Below are 17,838 nucleotides of genomic sequence, written 5' to 3' on the forward strand. Positions count from 1 at the left end.
CGGGCCCCGCCACGAGCCCCCTCGCGGGCTCCTTCGCGGTTCTGCCGAGGGGCAGCGCACTCCCCGGGTCCATCAGACCTCGGGGCGCAGTCGCGCCGCCTGGATCGTGTCCGAACGGTCCGGGGCGGGGTTCTTCTGCAGGGCGCTGCCCTTCAGCCATGTGGCCCAGGAGAGGTTCCAGTCGCCGTAGCCGTTGCCGAACGGCGCCATCGTCTCGCCCTGGCTGCCGACGACCTCGACGATGTCGCCCTCCCGCACGGTGTTGAAGAACCACTCGGCCTGGCCGGTGCTCATGCCCGTGCAGCCGTGGCTGACGTTCGCGTACCCCTGCGAGCCGGTGGACCAGGGGGCCGCGTGCACGTACTCGCCGCTCCAGGTGACCCGGGTCGCGTAGTAGACCTGCAGGTCGTACGAGTCGGACGAGCCCGCCGCGATGCCGATCGTCTCCCCGCGCATACGTACGCGGTATTCCTTGCCCAGCACGACCTTGACGCCGTTTCGGGTGGCGAAGCCGGGCTTCCCGGTGGTCACCGGAATGGTCTTGATCACTTTCCCGTTGCGCTTGACCGTCATCGAGTGCGCGGCGGCGTCGGTGATGGCCTCGATACGGTCGCCCGTGGTGAGCTTCAGGGCCTTGGCGGGGGCCCCGTGGAGGGTGTCGGTGACCCTGATGCCGTCCAGGCCGCTGGTGACCTCGATGGTGGCCCTGGCGGGCCAGTACTCCTTGGGGCGGTAGTGCAGGGTCTTGTCGTCGACCCAGTACCAGGAGCCGGTCACCGCGGGCGTCGAGCGGACCCGCAGGGCACGCTCCACGGTGGCCCTGGAGGCCCGGTCCCGGACCGGAGCGCTGAGTTCCGCGGTGATGGGCTGTCCGACGCCGTAGGTGCCCGCCCGAGGGCCGAAGACGACCTTCAGGAACTTCTTGGCGGCGGTCGTCCCGAAGGAGAGCGTGCGGCTGCCCGGGGCGCCGTCGCCGTCCTCCACGCCGACCCGGACCGTGTAGCGGGTGCCGGCGGCCAGCGGGGCCGTGGAGTGCCAGCGCTTCCCGTCCGCGTCGAGTTCGCCCGCCAGGTGGCGTCCGGCGGTGTCCACCGCCGTCACGTCCGTGATCCGGCCCTCGTCGTCGTCGACGGTGACTTCCAGCGGCTTGTCGGGGTCGACCTTCTGGTCGCCCTCGGAGACGTTGGAGGAGATCTCGTCCGCGGCGTCGTACGGCTTCTCCGCCAGCGGGTGGCCGGATCCGCCGCAGGCGGTCGTGCCTGCGGCCAGGGTCACGGCCAGCAGGGTGCAGCTCACTACGGGCCGGATGCGTGGCGTGCGGTTCATGGATCCACGTTATGGAGGCACGTCCGGGTCAGCGCGCGGGGTGACTGCAAACGGGGGACCCGCACTCCTCTTGGTGGAGAAGTACGGGCCCCCCGTCAGGTGGAGCGGTGGAGCGGTGTCACTGGGTGCGGTTCTCACCGTGGTAGTACTCGAAGACCCAGCCGAACAGGCCGATCAGGATCATCGGGGCCGAGAAGTAGAGCAGCCACCAGCCGAAGATGACGCCCATGAAGGCGAGCGCACCACCGACCGCCAGGGAGAGCGGCTGCCAGCTGTGCGGGGAGAAGAACCCCACCTCGCCGGCCTCGTCCGCGACGTCGGCCTCCTTGTTGTCCTGCGCCATGGCGTCGACCCGCCGGGCCGTGAAGGCCAGGTAGAAGCCGATCATCACGCTCAGACCGAAGGACAGGAACAGCGCGGTGGTGCCGACGGGCTCCTTCGCCCACACGCCGTAGGTGATGGCCATGGCGAGCATGAAGATGCTCAGCCAGAGGAACATCTTGCCCTGGATCTTCACTTGCCGGCCTCCTTGCCACCAGCGAGGGCCTTGTCAGCCTCGGAGGGGTGCCCCAGCTGTTCCAGCGCCGCGATCTCCGGGTGGTGCAGGTCGAAGGCCGGGGATTCGGAACGGATCCGGGGCAGGGTGAGGAAGTTGTGCCGCGGCGGCGGGCAGGAGGTCGCCCACTCCAGCGAACGGCCGTAGCCCCAGGGGTCGTCGACCTCGATCTTCTTGCCGTACTTGGCGGTCTTCCACACGTTGTAGAAGAACGGCAGCATCGCCAGGCCGAGCAGGAACGAGGCGATCGTCGAGATCGTGTTCAGGGCGGTGAAGCCGTCGGCCGCGAGGTAGTCCGCGTAACGACGCGGCATGCCCTCGGCACCGAGCCAGTGCTGCACCAGGAACGTGCCGTGGAAGCCCACGAACAGCGTCCAGAACGTGATCTTGCCGAGCCGCTCGTCCAGCATCTTGCCGGTGAACTTCGGCCACCAGAAGTGGAATCCGGAGAACATCGCGAAGACCACGGTGCCGAAGATGACGTAGTGGAAGTGCGCGACGACGAAGTACGAGTCCGAGACGTGGAAGTCCATCGGCGGCGACGCCAGGATCACGCCGGTCAGACCACCGAAGGTGAAGGTGATCAGGAAGCCGACGGCCCAGAGCATCGGGGTCTCGAAGGACAACGAGCCCTTCCACATCGTGCCGATCCAGTTGAAGAACTTCACACCGGTCGGTACCGCGATGAGGAATGTCATGAACGAGAAGAACGGCAACAGCACACCGCCCGTGACGTACATGTGGTGCGCCCACACGGTCACGGAAAGACCGGCGATGGCGATCGTCGCGCTGATCAGACCGATGTAACCGAACATCGGCTTCCGGCTGAAGACCGGAATTACCTCGGAAATGATTCCGAAGAATGGCAGGGCGATGATGTACACCTCTGGGTGGCCGAAGAACCAGAAGAGGTGTTGCCAGAGCAATGCGCCGCCGTTGGCCGCGTCGAAGATATGTGCGCCGAATTTACGGTCCGCCTCCAGTGCGAAGAGCGCGGCGGCGAGGACCGGGAAGGCCAGCAGGACCAGCACACCGGTCAGCAGGACGTTCCAGGTGAAGATCGGCATGCGGAACATCGTCATGCCGGGGGCGCGCATGCAGATGATCGTGGTGATGAAGTTGACCGAACCGAGGATCGTGCCGAAGCCGGAGAAGGCCAGACCCATGATCCACATGTCGGCACCGACACCCGGCGAACGGACCGCGTCCGAGAGCGGGGAGTAGGCGAACCAGCCGAAGTCCGCCGCACCCTGCGGGGTGAGGAAGCCGGCCACCGCGATGACCGAACCGAAGAGGTACAGCCAGTAGGCGAACATGTTCAGCCGCGGGAACGCCACGTCGGGCGCGCCGATCTGCAGCGGCATGATCCAGTTCGCGAATCCGGCGAACAGCGGCGTCGCGAACATCAGCAGCATGATCGTGCCGTGCATCGTGAACGCCTGGTTGAACTGCTCGTTCGACATGATCTGCGTGCCGGGACGGGCCAGCTCGGCGCGCATGAAGAGCGCCATCAGACCGCCGATGCAGAAGAATGCGAACGATGTGACCAGGTACATCGTGCCGATCGTCTTGTGGTCAGTGGTGGTCAGCCACTTGACGACGACGTTTCCCGGCTGCTTGCGCCGGACCGGCAGCTCGTCCTCGTACGAGTCGTCTGCTGCCGCGGCACCCTGAGGTTCGTTGAGGATGCTCACAGTTTGTTCGTCTCCGCATTCCTGGCCGGGTCAGTCTGCTCGATGCCGGCCGGCACGTAGCCCGTCTGACCCTTCTTCGCCAGCTCCTTCAGGTGCGCCTGGTAGCGCTCCGGGGAGACGACCTTGACGTTGAAGAGCATGCGGGAGTGGTCGACGCCGCAGAGCTCGGCGCACTTGCCCATGAAGGTGCCCTCCTGGTTGGGAGTCACCTCGAAGGCGTTGGTGTGGCCCGGAATGACGTCCTGCTTCATGAGGAACGGCACCACCCAGAAGGAGTGGATGACGTCACGCGAAGTCAGGACGAAGCGGACCTTCTCGCCCTTCGGCAGCCACAGGGTCGGACCCGGGTTGCCGTTCTGCGGGTTCCGGGTTCCCGGGATGCCGAAGTCGTAGACGCCCTCGGCGTTCTTCGGGAAGTCCTTCTGGTACCGGTCGGGGATGGCGTCGAGCTCCTTGGGGATCTCGCTGCCCGTGGCGGACGAGCCGTCCACGTCCTCGATGTAGTTGAATCCCCAGCTCCACTGGTAGCCGACCACGTTGATGGTGTGGGCGGGCTTCTCGGAGAGCGAGAGGAGCTTCGATTCATCGCGTGCGGTGAAGTAGAACAGCACCGAGACGATGATCAGGGGTACCACGGTGTACAACGCCTCGATGGGCATGTTGTACCTGGTCTGCGTAGGAACCTCGACCTTGGTGCGGCTGCGCCGGTGGAAGATGACGCTCCACAGGATCAGGCCCCAGACCAGCACGCCCGTGGCGAGCGCTGCCGCCCACGAGCCCTGCCAGAGGGAAAGGATCCGTGGTGCCTCTTCCGTTACCGGCGTGGGCATACCGAGGCGGGGGAAGTCCTTGTATGTGCAACCGGTTGCGGTCGCCAGGATCAGGCCCGCAGTCAGCACCTGCGGCAGCTTCCGCCGCATCGGGCGCCGCGACGAGCGGTCGGAGCCGTTGGGACTCACGTAGCGCCTTCCCGAGAGTCTCGCCCGCGCGGTCGGCGCGGCCGTCTTTCTGGTCGGTCGCCGCCCTGACGCGGGCAGGGGTTTGGATGTTTATGCGGACCAAACCCTACTGGACGCTATTTGGGGTCGCGCGGGGAGGGTGCCCAACGCGCCGTCCGACTCCCCGAAGGGGTGGAATGCGCGCCTCCGGCCACCATCTGACGCCCCTTCTCCCGGCGGCGCGGAAGGTCCGTCCCCGCCCTCGGCCCGGCGCGGGCTAGCGTGGTGGGGTGCCCTACTTCGACACCGCATCCTCCGCTCCCCTGCACCCCGTCGCCCGCCAGGCACTGCTTGCCGCGCTGGACGAGGGCTGGGCCGATCCGGCCAGGCTCCACCGCGAGGGGCGGCGGGCCGGGCTGCTGCTGGACGCCGCCCGGGAGGCCGCCGCCGAGGCCGTCGGGTGCCGGCCGGACGAGCTCACGTTCACTCCTTCGGGGACCCGGGCGGTGCACACCGGAATGTCCGGGGCGCTCGCGGGCCGTCGGCGTGTCGGCCGCCATCTGGTCGTCTCCTCGGTCGAACACTCCTCGGTCCTCCATTCGGCCGCCGCCCATGAGGCCGAGGGCGGCTCGGTCTCCGAGGTGGCGGTGGACCGCTCGGGGGCGGTGAGCGCGGCGGACTGGGCGGAGGCGCTGCGGGCGGACACGGCGCTGGCCTGTCTGCAGTCCGCCAACCACGAGGTCGGCACCGAGCAGCCGGTGGCGGAGGTCGCGGAGGTCTGCCGGGAGGCGGGGGTGCCGCTGCTGGTGGACGCGGCGCAGTCGCTGGGCCGGGCGCCGGTGCCGGGCGGCTGGTCGCTGCTGGTGGGCAGCGCCCACAAGTGGGGCGGGCCCCCGGGGGTGGGGCTGCTGGTGGTGCGCAAGGGGGTGCGATTCGCGGTGCGGGGGCCGGCCGACGAGCGGGAGTCCGGGCGGTCGGCGGGGTTCGAGAACATTCCGGCGATCGTCGCCGCGGCGGCCTCGTTGCGGGCGGTGCGGGCCGAGGCGGAGGCCGAGTCCGCGCGGTTGCGGATCCTGGTGGACCGGATCAGGAGCCGGGTGCCGGAGCTGGTGCCCGATGTGGAGGTGGTCGGCGATCCGGTGCGGCGGCTGCCGCACCTGGTGACCTTCTCCTGTCTCTACGTCGACGGGGAGGCCCTGCTGCACGAGCTGGACCGGGCGGGTTTCTCCGTGTCGTCCGGCTCGTCCTGCACCAGCAGCACGCTGACGCCGAGCCATGTGCTCAGGGCGATGGGGGTGCTGTCGGAGGGGAACGTACGGGTCTCGCTGCCGGACGGCACCCGCGACGAGGAGGTCGACGACTTCCTGGAGGCGCTGCCCCGGGCGGTGGCGGAGGTACGGGCGAGGCTCGGCGCGCCCGCGTCGGCGGCCCCCTCCCCCGCCCCGGCCGCGTCCCTGGTGGTCGACGCGCTCGGGAAGCGCTGCCCGATCCCGGTGATCGAGCTCGCAAAGGTGATCGGGGAGGTACCGGTGGGCGGGACGGTGACGGTGCTCTCCGACGACGAGGCGGCGCGTCTGGACATCCCCGCCTGGTGCGCGATGCGCGAGCAGGAGTACGTGGGCGAGGAGCCGGCGGTCCGCGGCTCGGCCCATGTGGTGCGCCGGCTCGTCTGAGAGTCCGCCGGGTGGCCTCCGGCCGGGTCCGCGCCCGGCCGGAGGTCACCCGGCACCCGTCGGGTCAGCTCAGGTGGACGCGGACCTCGGCGGCGGCGTCGTGGCCGTACGCCTTGGTGAAGCGGTCCATGAAGTGGGCGCGGCGCAGGGTGTACTCCTGGGTGCCGACCGTCTCGATGACCAGGGTGGCCAGCATGCAGCCGACCTGGGCGGCGCGCTCCAGGCCGACGCCCCAGGCGAGGCCGGAGAGGAATCCGGCGCGGAAGGCGTCGCCGACGCCGGTCGGGTCGACCTTGCTCTCCTCCTCGGGGCAGCCGACCTCGATCGGGTCCTCGCCCGCGCGCTCGATCCGGACGCCGCGGGCGCCGAGCGTGGTGACCCGGTGGCCGACCTTGCCCAGGATCTCCTCGTCGCTCCAGCCGGTCTTGGACTCGATGAGTCCCTTCTCGTACTCGTTGGAGAAGAGGTACGTGGCGCCGTCGAGGAGAATCCGGATCTCCTCACCGTCCATCCGGGCGATCTGCTGCGAGAAGTCGGCGGCGAACGGGATGCCCCGGGAGCGGCACTCCTCGGTGTGGCGGAGCATGCCCTCGGGGTCGTCGGCGCCGATCGAGACGAGGTCGAGGCCGCCCACCCGGTCGGCGACGGCCTTCAGCTCGATGAGCCGGGCCTCGCTCATCGCGCCCGTGTAGAAGGAGCCGATCTGGTTGTGGTCGGCGTCCGTGGTGCAGACGAAGCGGGCGGTGTGCAGGACCTCGGAGATCCGGACCGAACCGGTGTCGACGCCGTGCCGGTCGAGCCAGGCGCGGTACTCGTCGAAGTCGGAGCCCGCGGCGCCGACCAGGATCGGGTTCGTGCCGAGCAGGCCCATGCCGAAGCAGATGTTGGCGGCGACACCGCCCCGGCGCACATCGAGGTTGTCGACCAGGAAGGAGAGCGAGACCGTGTGCAGCTGATCCGCGACCAGCTGGTCGGCGAAACGGCCGGGGAAGGTCATGAGGTGATCGGTGGCGATGGAGCCGGTGACTGCGATGCGCACGGGGAGACTGCTCCTGCGGGATCGGGGGGAACGGGTGACGGTGTTCCCGGGGCGGCGTGACAGTTCACGCTACCCGTTCCCCGGACCCGGCCGAAGCGGGGAAAACTACCCGATAGTAGGGCTTTCTTCCTGAGCCGGGTGGTGCCTACGGTGCGGTTATGTCGAACCACAACGCCACGCGCGAGTCCGAGATGAGCCTGGCCGAGCTGCGCGGGGACTGCGCGCGCATGGCCCCGCACTGGGTGTCCCACCCGAAGTCTGCCCCTGTTCCGGTGGCTCCGTCCCGGATTCACGGGGTCACGGTGCCCGCGGCCTCCGCCCGGCTGGTCGATGCCATGCCCGAGTACGGCGACTGATTCCGGCCGGTATCGGCACGTTGCCGGTACCGGCAACGCTCGCGCCCCGCGCCGGGAGGGAACCGCTCGCGCCCCTGCCCCGTCCCACCGTTGTCCCCGGACCCCCGGGACGGACGACGGGCCGGATCACGACACGTGACGGCCACGCAGGCGAAGGAGCGATCCGGTGAGCACCGAGCGACCCGACAACGACGTGACCGGCCCCCGGCGGCGTTCGCCGCTCGCCGTGGCCTCGGTGGCGGCAGCCGTACTGCTGGCCGGGGGCGGCGGCGCCTACTGGGCCGCGACCGCCGCCGACGGTGGCGACACGACGGCCGGCAGTGCGGACGACAGCGGCGGCGCCCCTCCCCCGCTGGCCCTGGACGCCGGATCGGACGGCCCCGCGAGGCCGGAGGGGCCCGTACGGGGCATCGCGCCGGGCGAGCCCGACCCGAACGGCGGCCGGGTGGTCCACCGGGTGTCCGGCGAGCTGCCCCAGGGGCCCGACAGGGCCGCGGTGCGGCGGGCGACGGGGATCGTCTCGGCCGCCGAGGTGACCCGGCTGGCGAAGGCGCTGGGTCTGCCGGGGACGCCGCGGGCGGAGGGCACGGCCTGGACGGTGGGGTCCGCCGGGGACGGGTCGGGCCCGGTCCTCCGGGTGGAGAAGCAGGCCCCGGGCACCTGGACCTTCAGCCGCTACGGTTCCGGCGGCACGGACAACTGCCGTGGCACCGAGGTCTGTTCGAGCCGGAAGGTGTCCCCGGGCGGTTCCGGCGACCCGGTGGGCGAGAGCGCCGCCAAGGCCGCCGCGACCCCGATCCTGAAGGCGGTGGGGCAGGACGACGCGGCGCTCGACACCCGCCAGCTCATGGGCTCGGTACGGGTGGTGAACGCCGACCCGAAGATGGGCGGGCTTCCCACGTACGGCTGGTCGACCGGCATCCAGGTGGGCCCCGGCGGCGAAGTGGTGGGCGCTGCGGGGAACTTGAAGGCCCCGGAGAAGAGCGACAGCTACCCGGTGATCAGTGCGGGCGAGGCGCTGAAGCAGCTGAACGGGCGCTCGATGCGCGGGGGCCTGCAGAAGGACATCGGTGGCTGCGCCACCCCCGTACCACTGCAGGACGGGAAGGGCGACCCGAAGCAGCAACCGGAGGTGGACTGCGGGACGCGGCCCGGGGCGGAGCGGCCGCCGACGAGGACCGTGACGATCGAGAAGGCGGTCTTCGGCCTGTCGATGCAGTACGTGGCGGGCGAGCGGGCGCTGGTGCCGTCCTGGCTCTTCTCGGTGCGGCAGGCCGCCGGGGGCCCGGTCACCACGCTGCCGCGGGTCGCCGTGGACCCCTCGTACCTGACGAAGGACGCACCGGCGACGACCGCGCCCGTGCCGACGCCGACCCCGCCGCCCGGGGGCGGCGAGGAGTCCGGCCGGCTGGTGTCGTACAGCGCGGACGGGCGGACCCTGTCGGTGAAGTTCTGGGGCGGTGTGTGCAGCACGTACACCGCGAGCGCTGCCGAGGACGGGAACCGGGTCACGGTGACGGTGACGGAGACGAAGCAGCCCGGGAAGGAGGTCTGCATCATGATCGCCAAGGAGCTGACCCGCACGGTGACGCTGGACGCGCCGCTCGGTGACCGGGAGGTGGTCGACGCGGCCTCGGGCGGCGCCGTGCCCCGCGGCTGAGCCGCACGCACGACACGGCGGCGGTGGTCCCCGGTCGGGGACCACCGCCGCCGTGTCGTTCCGCCGTTCCCGGGACACGCACCCCGGCGGGGGCGTGTCCCGCAGGGATCAGTTGAAGGAGTCCCCGCAGGCGCAGGAGCCCGTGGCGTTGGGGTTGTCGATCGTGAAGCCCTGCTTCTCGATGGTGTCGACGAAGTCGATGGAGGCGCCGCCCAGGTACGGGGCGCTCATCCGGTCGGTGACGACCTTGACGCCGTCGAAGTCCTTCACGACGTCCCCGTCGAGCGAACGCTCGTCGAAGAAGAGCTGGTAGCGCAGGCCCGAGCAGCCGCCGGGCTGGACCGCGACGCGCAGCGCCAGGTCGTCACGGCCTTCCTGCTCCAGCAGGCTCTTGACCTTGGCTGCGGCGGCGTCGGACAGGAGGATGCCGTCGCTCACGGTGGTGGTCTCGTCCGATACGGACATCTGCTTCTCTCCCGGGTTGTACGGAGACTGCTTGCCGACGTTGCAACCGTCGGAGCCGCGGATTCATTCCGGGCCGAGCGCTTGCCTGTTCCATTCATGCTCGCACACCGCCCCGGTGGGGGGATGCGTCACATCGACACTATGGCCATCGTCAAAGTGACGTGAACCGGATATGATAGATAGCGTCAATTAGACGAAAAGGCTTTCGCAGAAGCTTTCAGCAGAGAAGAAAGGGTGCGTGACGTGACCACGGCCCACCCCGCCCAGGAACTCGACGCCCAGCCGACGCCCCTCGCCCTGCTCCTGCTCGGCCGCGAGGCCGACCCCCGGAGCGAGCGCGGCGTCGAGTGCCCCGGCGACCTGCCATCCCCGTCCGACCCGGACCTGGTGGAGCGCGCCCGTGCCGCCAAGGAGAAGCTCGGGGACAAGGTGTTCGTCCTCGGCCACCACTACCAGCGCGACGAGGTCATCCAGTTCGCGGACGTCACCGGCGACTCCTTCAAGCTCGCCCGGGACGCGGCGGCGCGGCCGGAGGCCGAGTACATCGTCTTCTGCGGTGTGCACTTCATGGCCGAGTCCGCGGACATCCTGACCACGGACGACCAGAAGGTCGTGCTGCCGGACCTGGCGGCGGGCTGCTCCATGGCGGACATGGCCACCGCCGAGCAGGTCGCCGAGTGCTGGGACGTGCTGACCGAGGCCGGGATCGCCGAGCAGGTCGTGCCCGTCTCGTACATGAACTCCTCCGCCGACATCAAGGCGTTCACCGGGCGGCACGGCGGCACCATCTGCACCTCGTCCAACGCGAAGCGGGCGCTGGAGTGGGCCTTCGAACAGGGCGAGAAGATCCTCTTCCTGCCCGACCAGCACCTCGGCCGGAACACCGCGGTCCGGGACCTGGGGATGTCGCTGGAGGACTGCGTCGTCTACAACCCGCACAAGCCGAACGGCGGCCTGACCGCCGAGGAGCTGCGTGACGCGAAGATGATCCTGTGGCGCGGGCACTGCTCGGTGCACGGCCGCTTCTCGGTCGAGTCCGTGAACGAGGTGCGCGAGCGGATACCGGGCGTCAACGTCCTGGTGCACCCGGAGTGCAAGCACGAGGTCGTGGCCGCGGCCGATCACGTCGGCTCGACGGAGTACATCATCAAGGCCCTGGAGGCGGCCCCGGCCGGCTCGAAGTGGGCGATCGGCACCGAGCTGAACCTGGTGCGCCGACTGGCGAACCGGTTCGCGGCCGAGGACAAGGAGATCGTCTTCCTCGACAAGACGGTCTGCTTCTGCTCGACGATGAACCGCATCGACCTGCCGCACCTGGTGTGGGCCCTGGAGTCGCTGGCCGAGGGCAACCTGGTCAACCGGATCGAGGTCGACCCGGAGACGGAGAAGTACGCGAAGCTCGCGCTGGAGCGGATGCTGGCGCTGCCGTAGCGGAACGCCGCCGCGGCGAAAGGCAGGGCCCCGGGGCGCCTTCGGGCGTTTCCCGGGGCTTTCGCGTGGGTGGTGGCGATGGGGCCGGTTTTCGCCGTACGGCCCTCGGGATGCCCGTACCGTAACTACGCTGCTACTCACCGCAGCGCACATCTCACGGGGGTACGGCACCACATGACTTCTCGCAGCCCGGTGGACGACCTGGTGGTCGTCGTCCCGGGCATTCTCGGCAGCCGGCTGGCGGACGCGGACGGGCACGAGGTCTGGGGCCTCTCGGGCCGGGCCCTCCTCCGGGGCATCCGCACCTTCGGCCGGTCCGTCAGGGACCTGACGCTCCCCGCGGACCTGGGCGACGAGCACCCGGGCGACGGCGTGCGCCCGCTCGGCCCGATGCGCGACCTGCACGGGCTGCCGGGCGTCTGGACGCTCGTGGACGGCTACGACGGCTTCCTCGACTGGCTGGAGCGCCACTTCACACTGCACCGCCGGCGCGCCGAGGAGGAGACCGGCACCCCCGCCAACCTGGTCGGCTTCGCCTACGACTGGCGGCTCTCCTGCCGTTACAACGCGGAGCGGCTGGCCGAGCGGGTGGACGAGGAGCTCGGCCGCTGGCGGGCCTCGGCGCCGGAGCGGGCGGAGGCCCGGGTCGTCCTCGTCTGCCACTCGATGGGCGGCCTGGTAGCCCGCCAGTACGTGGAGCGGTGCGGGGGCGCGGAGGTCACCCGGCGCGTGATCACGCTCGGGACGCCGTACCGGGGATCCCTGGACGCCCTGCTGTACCTGGTCAACGGGGTGGGCCCGGCCGGTATCGGCCTCACCTCGTTCGCCCGCAGCCTGCCCTCCCTGCACCAGCTGACCCCCGACTACGCCTGCCTGACCACGGCCGCCGGCACGCCGTTGCGGTACGCGCGCGAGGTCGCCGGGCTGCCCGGCGTCGACGCGGCGCTGCTGCGGGACGCCGGGCTGTTCCACGCCGGCCTGCGGGAGTCCGGGGCGGGGGCGGCGTACGGAGTGGAGTACGTGCCGGTCAGCGGGGTGCTCCAGCCCACCCCGACCACCGCCGAGGTCCGGGGCGAGAGGCTGACCGGGCTGCTCACGATCGACGGGACCGACGAGGGTGGCGACGGCCGGGTGCCCAGGCTGTCCAGCGCCCATGCGGGGCCGGCGGGCCGGCCCGCGTACACGCCCTGGGAGAAGCACGGCTCGCTCCAGAACAACACGGCGCTGCGCCAGGCCCTCTACAACTGGCTCACCCCGGACCCACCGGTGCACCGGGGCCCGGGGGACGGGGACGTCCCGCTGGTGGTGGACGCCCCGGACGTGATCACCGAGGGCGAGGTGTACGAGCTGCGGGCCGCGGTGCCGCCGGACGTGCGGGGGCACGACCGGGTGGCCGTCTTCTCGGCGGTCGGGGAAGGACCGGTGCGGACGCTGAACAACCTGGGCGGGGGCCGTTACGCGGTGCGCCTGGCCGGGCTTCCGGCGGGGCCGCACCGGGTGCGGGTGAGTACGGGGCACGCGGGCCATGTCGTGATGACCGCGCTGGTACTGGTGCTGGAGGGCGGGGCGAACGATGGTGCGTGAGGCGGACGACGGCGGACGCGAGCCGGTGGGGACGGCGCTGTGCGTGGTGTGCGAGGAGTACGCCGACGAACGGACCTTTCCCCGGCTGACGGGGGCGGTGGCCCGGATGGAGGAGATCGCCGGGCTGCTGGAGGGTCTGGGGATCGAGACTCATGTGGTGGATGGCGGGAACCCGTCCCGGGCCGCCTTCGAGGAGGCCCTCACCTCCTGGAGCGAGGGCTGGCTGGAGACGGGGGCGGCGAAGCCCGCGGTCATCGTCTGGTCGGGACACGGCGTGCTGGTCGACGACGAGTTGCGCCTCGCGCTCTGCGATCTGGATCTCGACGTCGAGCGGGCGGTCCGGGACGCACGGGCCCTCAGGCGGGGCGTCCCGGCCGGGACGCTGATCAATGACGCGGTGGCGTCGGGCGCCGATCAGATCCTGGTGGTCATCGACACCTGCTACGCGGGGGACGCGGTGGGCCGGGGCCTGGAGAAGGCCCTGCGGCGCTGGGAGACCCTGTCCATGCCTCCCGGACGGGTGAAGTGGCTGGGAATCGTGGCGAGTTGTCAGCGCAACGAGACGTCGGACGGCGCCGGCCCCCTGCTCACCGCGTTGTCGGAGGTGCTGAGGGCCGGCCCCGTCACCACCGAGTACCGCTCGGCGTGGAGCGCCCACAACGAGCTGGTCAGCGGGCCGGATCTGCTGGCCGCGCTGGGGGAACGGTGGCGCGGCGAGGGTCAGACCCCGGTGCTCGCCGCCCTCGGCACCGGGCGCCCGGTCTTCCCCAACCCGCGCCATGCGCCCGGGACCCCCGCCCGGCTGGTCGAGCACCTGGTGCAGGCCGCGCGCGGGGTCGGGTACCACGAGGAGGGCTGGTTCTTCACGGGCCGGAAGGAGGTGCTGGGCCGGATCACCGCCTGGCTGGAGGCGGACGGGGCCGGGCTCTTCCTGGTGACCGGCCCGGCGGGCTGCGGCAAGTCCGCCGTGCTGGGCCGGATCGCGACGCTCCTCGATCCCGGGCAGCGCAAGGAGGCCGAGGCGCGCGGGGACCTGCGCGAGGGCGACCCGGACCCGGGCCCGCGCCCCGGCCGCTCCCTGGCCTCCGTGCACCTGCGGGGCCTGAGCCCCCGCCTGGCGGCCTCGGAGCTGGCCCGGCAGCTGGGACTGCCGGAACCCCGCAACGCGGACGACTTCCGGGGCGAGCTCCGCGAGTTGTCCCCGCAGCCGGTGCTGGTCCTCGACGGCCTGGACGAGGTGCCCGCCGAGCACCTCCGGGCCATGATCGAGGAGCTGGTCTTCCCGCTCGCCCGGACGAGCCCGGTCCTGCTCGGTTCCCGCGACCGCGCGTTCCGCGGCCACCTGACGGAGGAGGGGTTCGGGGACGAGACGCTGCCGGCCGCCCTGGCCCGGCTGATCGGTGCGGATGTCGTCACGGCGGACCTGGAACGGGAGCCGCACACGCGGGAGGACATCGCCGAGTACGCCTTCCGCCGGTGCACGGCGGCCGGTTTCCCGGAGGACCGGGCGCGGGAGGCGGGCGACGCGGTCGCGGCGCGTGCCACGGCGGTGGGGGGCGGGTTCCTGTTCGCCCGGCTGGTGACGGGCTCGCTGTCGGCGGGGGGCCGGGGCGCCGGGGAGGACCGGTGGCCGGCCGGTCTGCCGGGCTCCATCGAGGCCGCCTTCGAGGCGGACCTGGGCGCAGGGCCGGTGCGGGTCCTGCCGGACGGCACCGAACTGCCGTCCGCCGCACGGGATCTGCTGACCGCGCTGGCCTGGACGGCCGGACGCGGCATGCCCGCCGGGGGCGTGTGGGAGGAAGTCGCGGGCGCGCTGGGCGGCCCCGACGTGTCGTACGGCGAGAGCGACGTGGACTGGGTGCTGTCCGCGTACGGCCGCTATGTCGTCGAGGACGTGGAGGACGGGCAGGCGGTGTACCGGCTGTACCACCGCGAGTTCGTGTCGTATCTCGCGGGGCGGGAGGGGCCTGGGGGCGGGGAGGCCGGTGAGGTGGTGCTGGCCGCGCTGGTCGGGCACGTCGAGCGGCGGGTGGTGGGCGGCGACCGGGCCGCGGTCGATCCGTACGTGGTGCGGGGGCTGGCGCCGCACGCGGCGCGGGCGGGTGCGGCGGGGATCGGAATGCTGCGGGGGCTGGTGGAGCGGGCCGGGGCGGGCGCGGCACCGTTCCTGGCCGAGGCGTTGCAGCGCTTCTCCGGCCGGCTCGGGACGGAAGGGGATCCTGACGGGGCGCTGGATGCGGCCCGGGAGGCGCTCGCCCTGTACGGGGAACTGGAGCAGGCCGCTCCCGGGGTCCACGGGCCGGCGGTCGTCCGCGCGCTCGTCAACGTCGCCAACCGGTACGCCGACATCGGCGACCGCGAAGGGGCGCTGGCACCGGCGCGGGAAGCGGTCGCGCTCCAACGGCGCCTCGCCGGGGCAAAGGACGCGGAAGACGGCGCGTCCCTCCCCGACCTGGCTCTCGCCCTCGGCACTCTCGGCCGGCGCGTCCACGACATCGGCGACCGCGAGGGGGCGCTCGCGCTCACCCGGGACGCCGTCGCCATCCACCGGCAGCTCGCCGCGCGGAATCCGGCCGCGTTCCGCCCCGGCCTCGCCACCGCGCTGAACAACCTGGCGGTGGGTCTCGCGGCCGTCGGGGAGCGCCGGGCCGCCGTACCGCCCGCGCGGGAGTCGGTGGAGATCCACATGGAGCTGGCCGCGTCGCACCCCGAGGAGTTCCTGGCCGGCCTGGCCCACGCGCTGACCAATCTGGCCAACAGCCTCAAGGCCGTGGGAAGCCACCCGGAGGCTCTTCCGCACGCGGAGGCGGCGGTCCGGGCCAACCGGAAGGTGGCCGAACTCCGGCCCGCCGTCCCGCGGTCCGCCCTGGCCGGATCCCTGACCAACCTGTCCGTGCACCGGGAGGACGTCGGCGACCTCGCGGGGTGCCTCGCGCCCGCGCAGGAGGCGGTGGAGATCTGCCGGGAACTCGTCGCGCGTCATCCGGCCGTCTTCCGGCCCGAGCTGGCGGCCGCCGTCCACAATCTTGCGGACCGGCTCTCCGCCCTCGGGGACCGGGAGGGTGCGCTCGCTCCGGCGCGGGAGGCGGCGCGGCTGTACGCCGGGCTCGCTTCGGAGCACCCGGACGTCTTCCAGCCGGATCTCGCCCGGTCCCTGACCTCCTTGGCCAACCGGACGGCCGCCGCCGGGGACCGGGCGGCGGCGGTGCTGTTCGCGCGCGAGGCCGTGCGCATCCAGCGCGAACTGGCAGAGAAGCGGCCGAAGGCCGCCCTCCCGGGCCTCGCCGCGATGCTCAACAACCTCGCGATGCACCTCGTCTCCGCAGGTGAGCCCGGAGCGGCCCTGGCCCACGCCGAGGAGGGGACCGCCCTCTACCGCCGTCTGGCCGCCGAGGACGCGAGCGCCTTTCTCCCGGAGCTGGCGACGGCGCTCAACAATCTCGGCAACCATCGCGCCTCCCTGGGTGATGTGTCCGGGGCGCTCGCACCGGGCCGGGAGGCCGTCTCCATCCGCCGCGCCCTGGCAGCGCGACAGCCCGCCGCCTTCCGGCAGGACCTGGCCACGGCACTCGCCAACCTCGCCGCCCATCTGAACAGGGCCGGGGATCCGGCGGCAGGACTGCGGGCGGCGAAGGAGGCCGTCGGTCTTCTCCGCGGCCTCGCCGAAGGGCAGCCCGCCCTCCGTTCCGCTCTCGCGGGCTCGCTCGGCACCCTGGCGCAGAACCTCGCCGACACCGGCAGCCGGAAGGAGGCGCTGGCACCGGCGCGGGAGAGCGTCCGTATCCTGCGTGGTCTCGTCGATGGGGCGGGCGGCGCCCTCCTTCCCGAGCTGGCTCTCGCCCTGCAGAATCTCAGCAGGCACCTGGGGATGAACCAGGACGTCGCGGGAGCCGTGGACGCGGCGCGGGAAGCGGTCGCCGCCCACCGGACCCTGGCGCGGGAGAACCCCGGTGCCTTCGGGAACGCCCTGGTGTCCGCTCTCGCCGAGCTGACCCGGGCGCTCGTCCGCGCCGACGACCGCGCCTCGGTGATCCGGGAGTTCGACGAGGTCGTGGAGGAGTTCGCCACCGCCCACCCCGCGACCGCCCGGCGGCTCGGTGTCGAGCGGAGTGTTTTCCTGCTGGGCTGTCCCGGGCCCCGGGCTTCGGCCGGCGTGCGCGGGCTCGTGTCCTTCCTCGACGGGGACGACGGCGCGGACAGCGTGACCGTACGGGCCCGGCGGGCGCTCCGGGCCTTCGGCGACACCGGGTCCGTGCGCACCGTGTGGGAGGAGGAGACCTTCACCCCTGCCCCGGCCTGGCTCGCCCTGTCGCCGGAGATCCTGGACCTCGCCGGTTCCTGGATGTTCGCGGCCGACTGGTCCCGGTCGCGCGACTTCTGGTCCCAGAACGCCCGGGCCCTGAGCGGCGAGGAGGCGGTGACGGCCCTCGAGGAGCTGGCATTCCTGGACCCCCGCACCGCCCGGCGGCACATCGCGCTCCGCGAGGCCGTCCTCGCCCACGGCGTGACCGCCGCCTACGATCCGCTGATCCTCGGGGAGCAGCTGGCGGACTGGGTGGACTGCGCGGACTGGGCGGAGTCCCGGGCCTTCCTCCGGGACCACCCCCGCCTCCTGCACACCGCGCCCTCCGAGGACACTCCCCTCGCGCACGTCGCCGTCCTCGAAGTCGCCCGCACCGAAGGGGTGGACGCCGCGTACCGCCTCGTCGAGGACCGCGACGCCCTCCAGGCGTACGTGGAAAGGGCTTTGGCGGCCGGGGACGGCAACGCGCTGATGCACGCGGCTGCCGTCGAGGGGCAGGTCTTCGACGACAAGCTGTCCTCCCTCGCCCACGCCCAGGCGGCCATGGTGCTCTCCGGGGTGGTCGAGAGCGTCGAACCGGACGATCTGGCCACGCTCCTCCCCCGCGCCCCCGAGGAGATCCGTGCCCGGCTGCAGAGGGAGATCCTCGCCCTCAGCGTCCAGCACGCCCACCCGCACGGGGAGACATGGCTCCGGATCGTCCAGGCTCTCAACGGGGCTGCCTGACGCTCACCGCCCCGCCACCGGCCGACGTTTCCTCCGCTCGCCGGCCCCCGTCCCGGCTCTCCGCGAACCGTGCCGCCCCGCTCGGGC

12 protein-coding genes are annotated in these 17,838 nt (G+C 71.9%); 6 read left to right on the forward strand and 6 right to left on the reverse strand.

Going from position 1 to position 17,838, the window contains the following annotated elements; genetic code table 11:
* Positions 1 to 72: 72 nt before the first annotated feature.
* The 4 genes from OCT49_RS08150 to ctaC form a co-directional block, all read right to left on the reverse strand.
* Positions 73 to 1,326 carry a L,D-transpeptidase gene (locus OCT49_RS08150; RefSeq protein ID WP_283851214.1) on the reverse strand — a complete coding sequence of 418 codons (1,254 nt, stop codon included), beginning with the start codon at positions 1,324 to 1,326 and terminating at the stop codon, positions 73 to 75.
* 118 nt (positions 1,327 to 1,444) lie between these two features.
* Positions 1,445 to 1,843 (reverse strand): cytochrome c oxidase subunit 4, encoded by a 399-nt coding sequence (locus OCT49_RS08155; protein WP_283851215.1) that lies wholly within the window; start codon positions 1,841 to 1,843, stop codon positions 1,445 to 1,447.
* The gene (ctaD, locus tag OCT49_RS08160) at positions 1,840 to 3,576 is read right to left on the reverse strand and encodes an aa3-type cytochrome oxidase subunit I (protein WP_283851216.1); all 1,737 of its coding nucleotides are present in this window, start codon (positions 3,574 to 3,576) and stop codon (positions 1,840 to 1,842) included. The genes OCT49_RS08155 and ctaD overlap by 4 nt, the downstream gene beginning before the upstream one ends.
* Positions 3,573 to 4,535 carry an aa3-type cytochrome oxidase subunit II gene (gene ctaC, locus OCT49_RS08165; RefSeq protein ID WP_283851217.1) on the reverse strand — a complete coding sequence of 321 codons (963 nt, stop codon included), beginning with the start codon at positions 4,533 to 4,535 and terminating at the stop codon, positions 3,573 to 3,575. The genes ctaD and ctaC overlap by 4 nt, the downstream gene beginning before the upstream one ends.
* 269 nt (positions 4,536 to 4,804) lie before the next feature.
* Here ctaC and OCT49_RS08170 point away from each other — a divergent pair, with 269 nt between their 5' ends.
* On the forward strand, positions 4,805 to 6,187 hold the full coding sequence (locus OCT49_RS08170; RefSeq protein ID WP_283851218.1) for a cysteine desulfurase/sulfurtransferase TusA family protein: 1,383 nt from the start codon (positions 4,805 to 4,807) through the stop codon (positions 6,185 to 6,187).
* A gap of 64 nt (positions 6,188 to 6,251) precedes the next feature.
* On the opposite strand, the gene OCT49_RS08175 is transcribed toward OCT49_RS08170, so the two are convergent.
* Complete coding sequence (locus OCT49_RS08175; protein WP_283851219.1) at positions 6,252 to 7,226, reverse strand: carbohydrate kinase family protein; 975 nt, start codon at positions 7,224 to 7,226, stop codon at positions 6,252 to 6,254.
* A 158-nt stretch (positions 7,227 to 7,384) separates the two neighbouring features.
* Here OCT49_RS08175 and OCT49_RS08180 point away from each other — a divergent pair, with 158 nt between their 5' ends.
* Positions 7,385 to 7,582, forward strand: coding sequence for a hypothetical protein (locus tag OCT49_RS08180; RefSeq protein ID WP_283851220.1), 198 nt, complete (start codon positions 7,385 to 7,387; stop codon positions 7,580 to 7,582).
* Between the two features lie 166 nt (positions 7,583 to 7,748).
* On the forward strand, positions 7,749 to 9,242 hold the full coding sequence (locus OCT49_RS08185; RefSeq protein WP_283851221.1) for a hypothetical protein: 1,494 nt from the start codon (positions 7,749 to 7,751) through the stop codon (positions 9,240 to 9,242).
* A 108-nt stretch (positions 9,243 to 9,350) separates the two neighbouring features.
* Here the strand turns inward: OCT49_RS08185 and OCT49_RS08190 are convergent, their stop codons facing one another.
* Positions 9,351 to 9,707 (reverse strand): HesB/IscA family protein, encoded by a 357-nt coding sequence (locus tag OCT49_RS08190; RefSeq protein WP_148834544.1) that lies wholly within the window; start codon positions 9,705 to 9,707, stop codon positions 9,351 to 9,353.
* Between the two features lie 234 nt (positions 9,708 to 9,941).
* Here OCT49_RS08190 and nadA point away from each other — a divergent pair, with 234 nt between their 5' ends.
* The 3 genes from nadA (at position 9,942) to OCT49_RS08205 (ending at position 17,751) form a co-directional block, all read left to right on the forward strand.
* Positions 9,942 to 11,138 carry a quinolinate synthase NadA gene (gene nadA / locus OCT49_RS08195; RefSeq protein WP_283851222.1) on the forward strand — a complete coding sequence of 399 codons (1,197 nt, stop codon included), beginning with the start codon at positions 9,942 to 9,944 and terminating at the stop codon, positions 11,136 to 11,138.
* A gap of 174 nt (positions 11,139 to 11,312) precedes the next feature.
* Positions 11,313 to 12,722 (forward strand): esterase/lipase family protein, encoded by a 1,410-nt coding sequence (locus OCT49_RS08200; protein ID WP_283851223.1) that lies wholly within the window; start codon positions 11,313 to 11,315, stop codon positions 12,720 to 12,722.
* The gene (locus tag OCT49_RS08205; protein ID WP_283851224.1) at positions 12,712 to 17,751 is read left to right on the forward strand and encodes a tetratricopeptide repeat protein; all 5,040 of its coding nucleotides are present in this window, start codon (positions 12,712 to 12,714) and stop codon (positions 17,749 to 17,751) included. The genes OCT49_RS08200 and OCT49_RS08205 overlap by 11 nt, the downstream gene beginning before the upstream one ends.
* Positions 17,752 to 17,838 lie beyond the last annotated feature (87 nt).

Origin of the sequence: Streptomyces sp. ML-6 (assembly GCF_030116705.1) — a bacterium.
GTDB lineage: Bacteria > Actinomycetota > Actinomycetes > Streptomycetales > Streptomycetaceae > Streptomyces.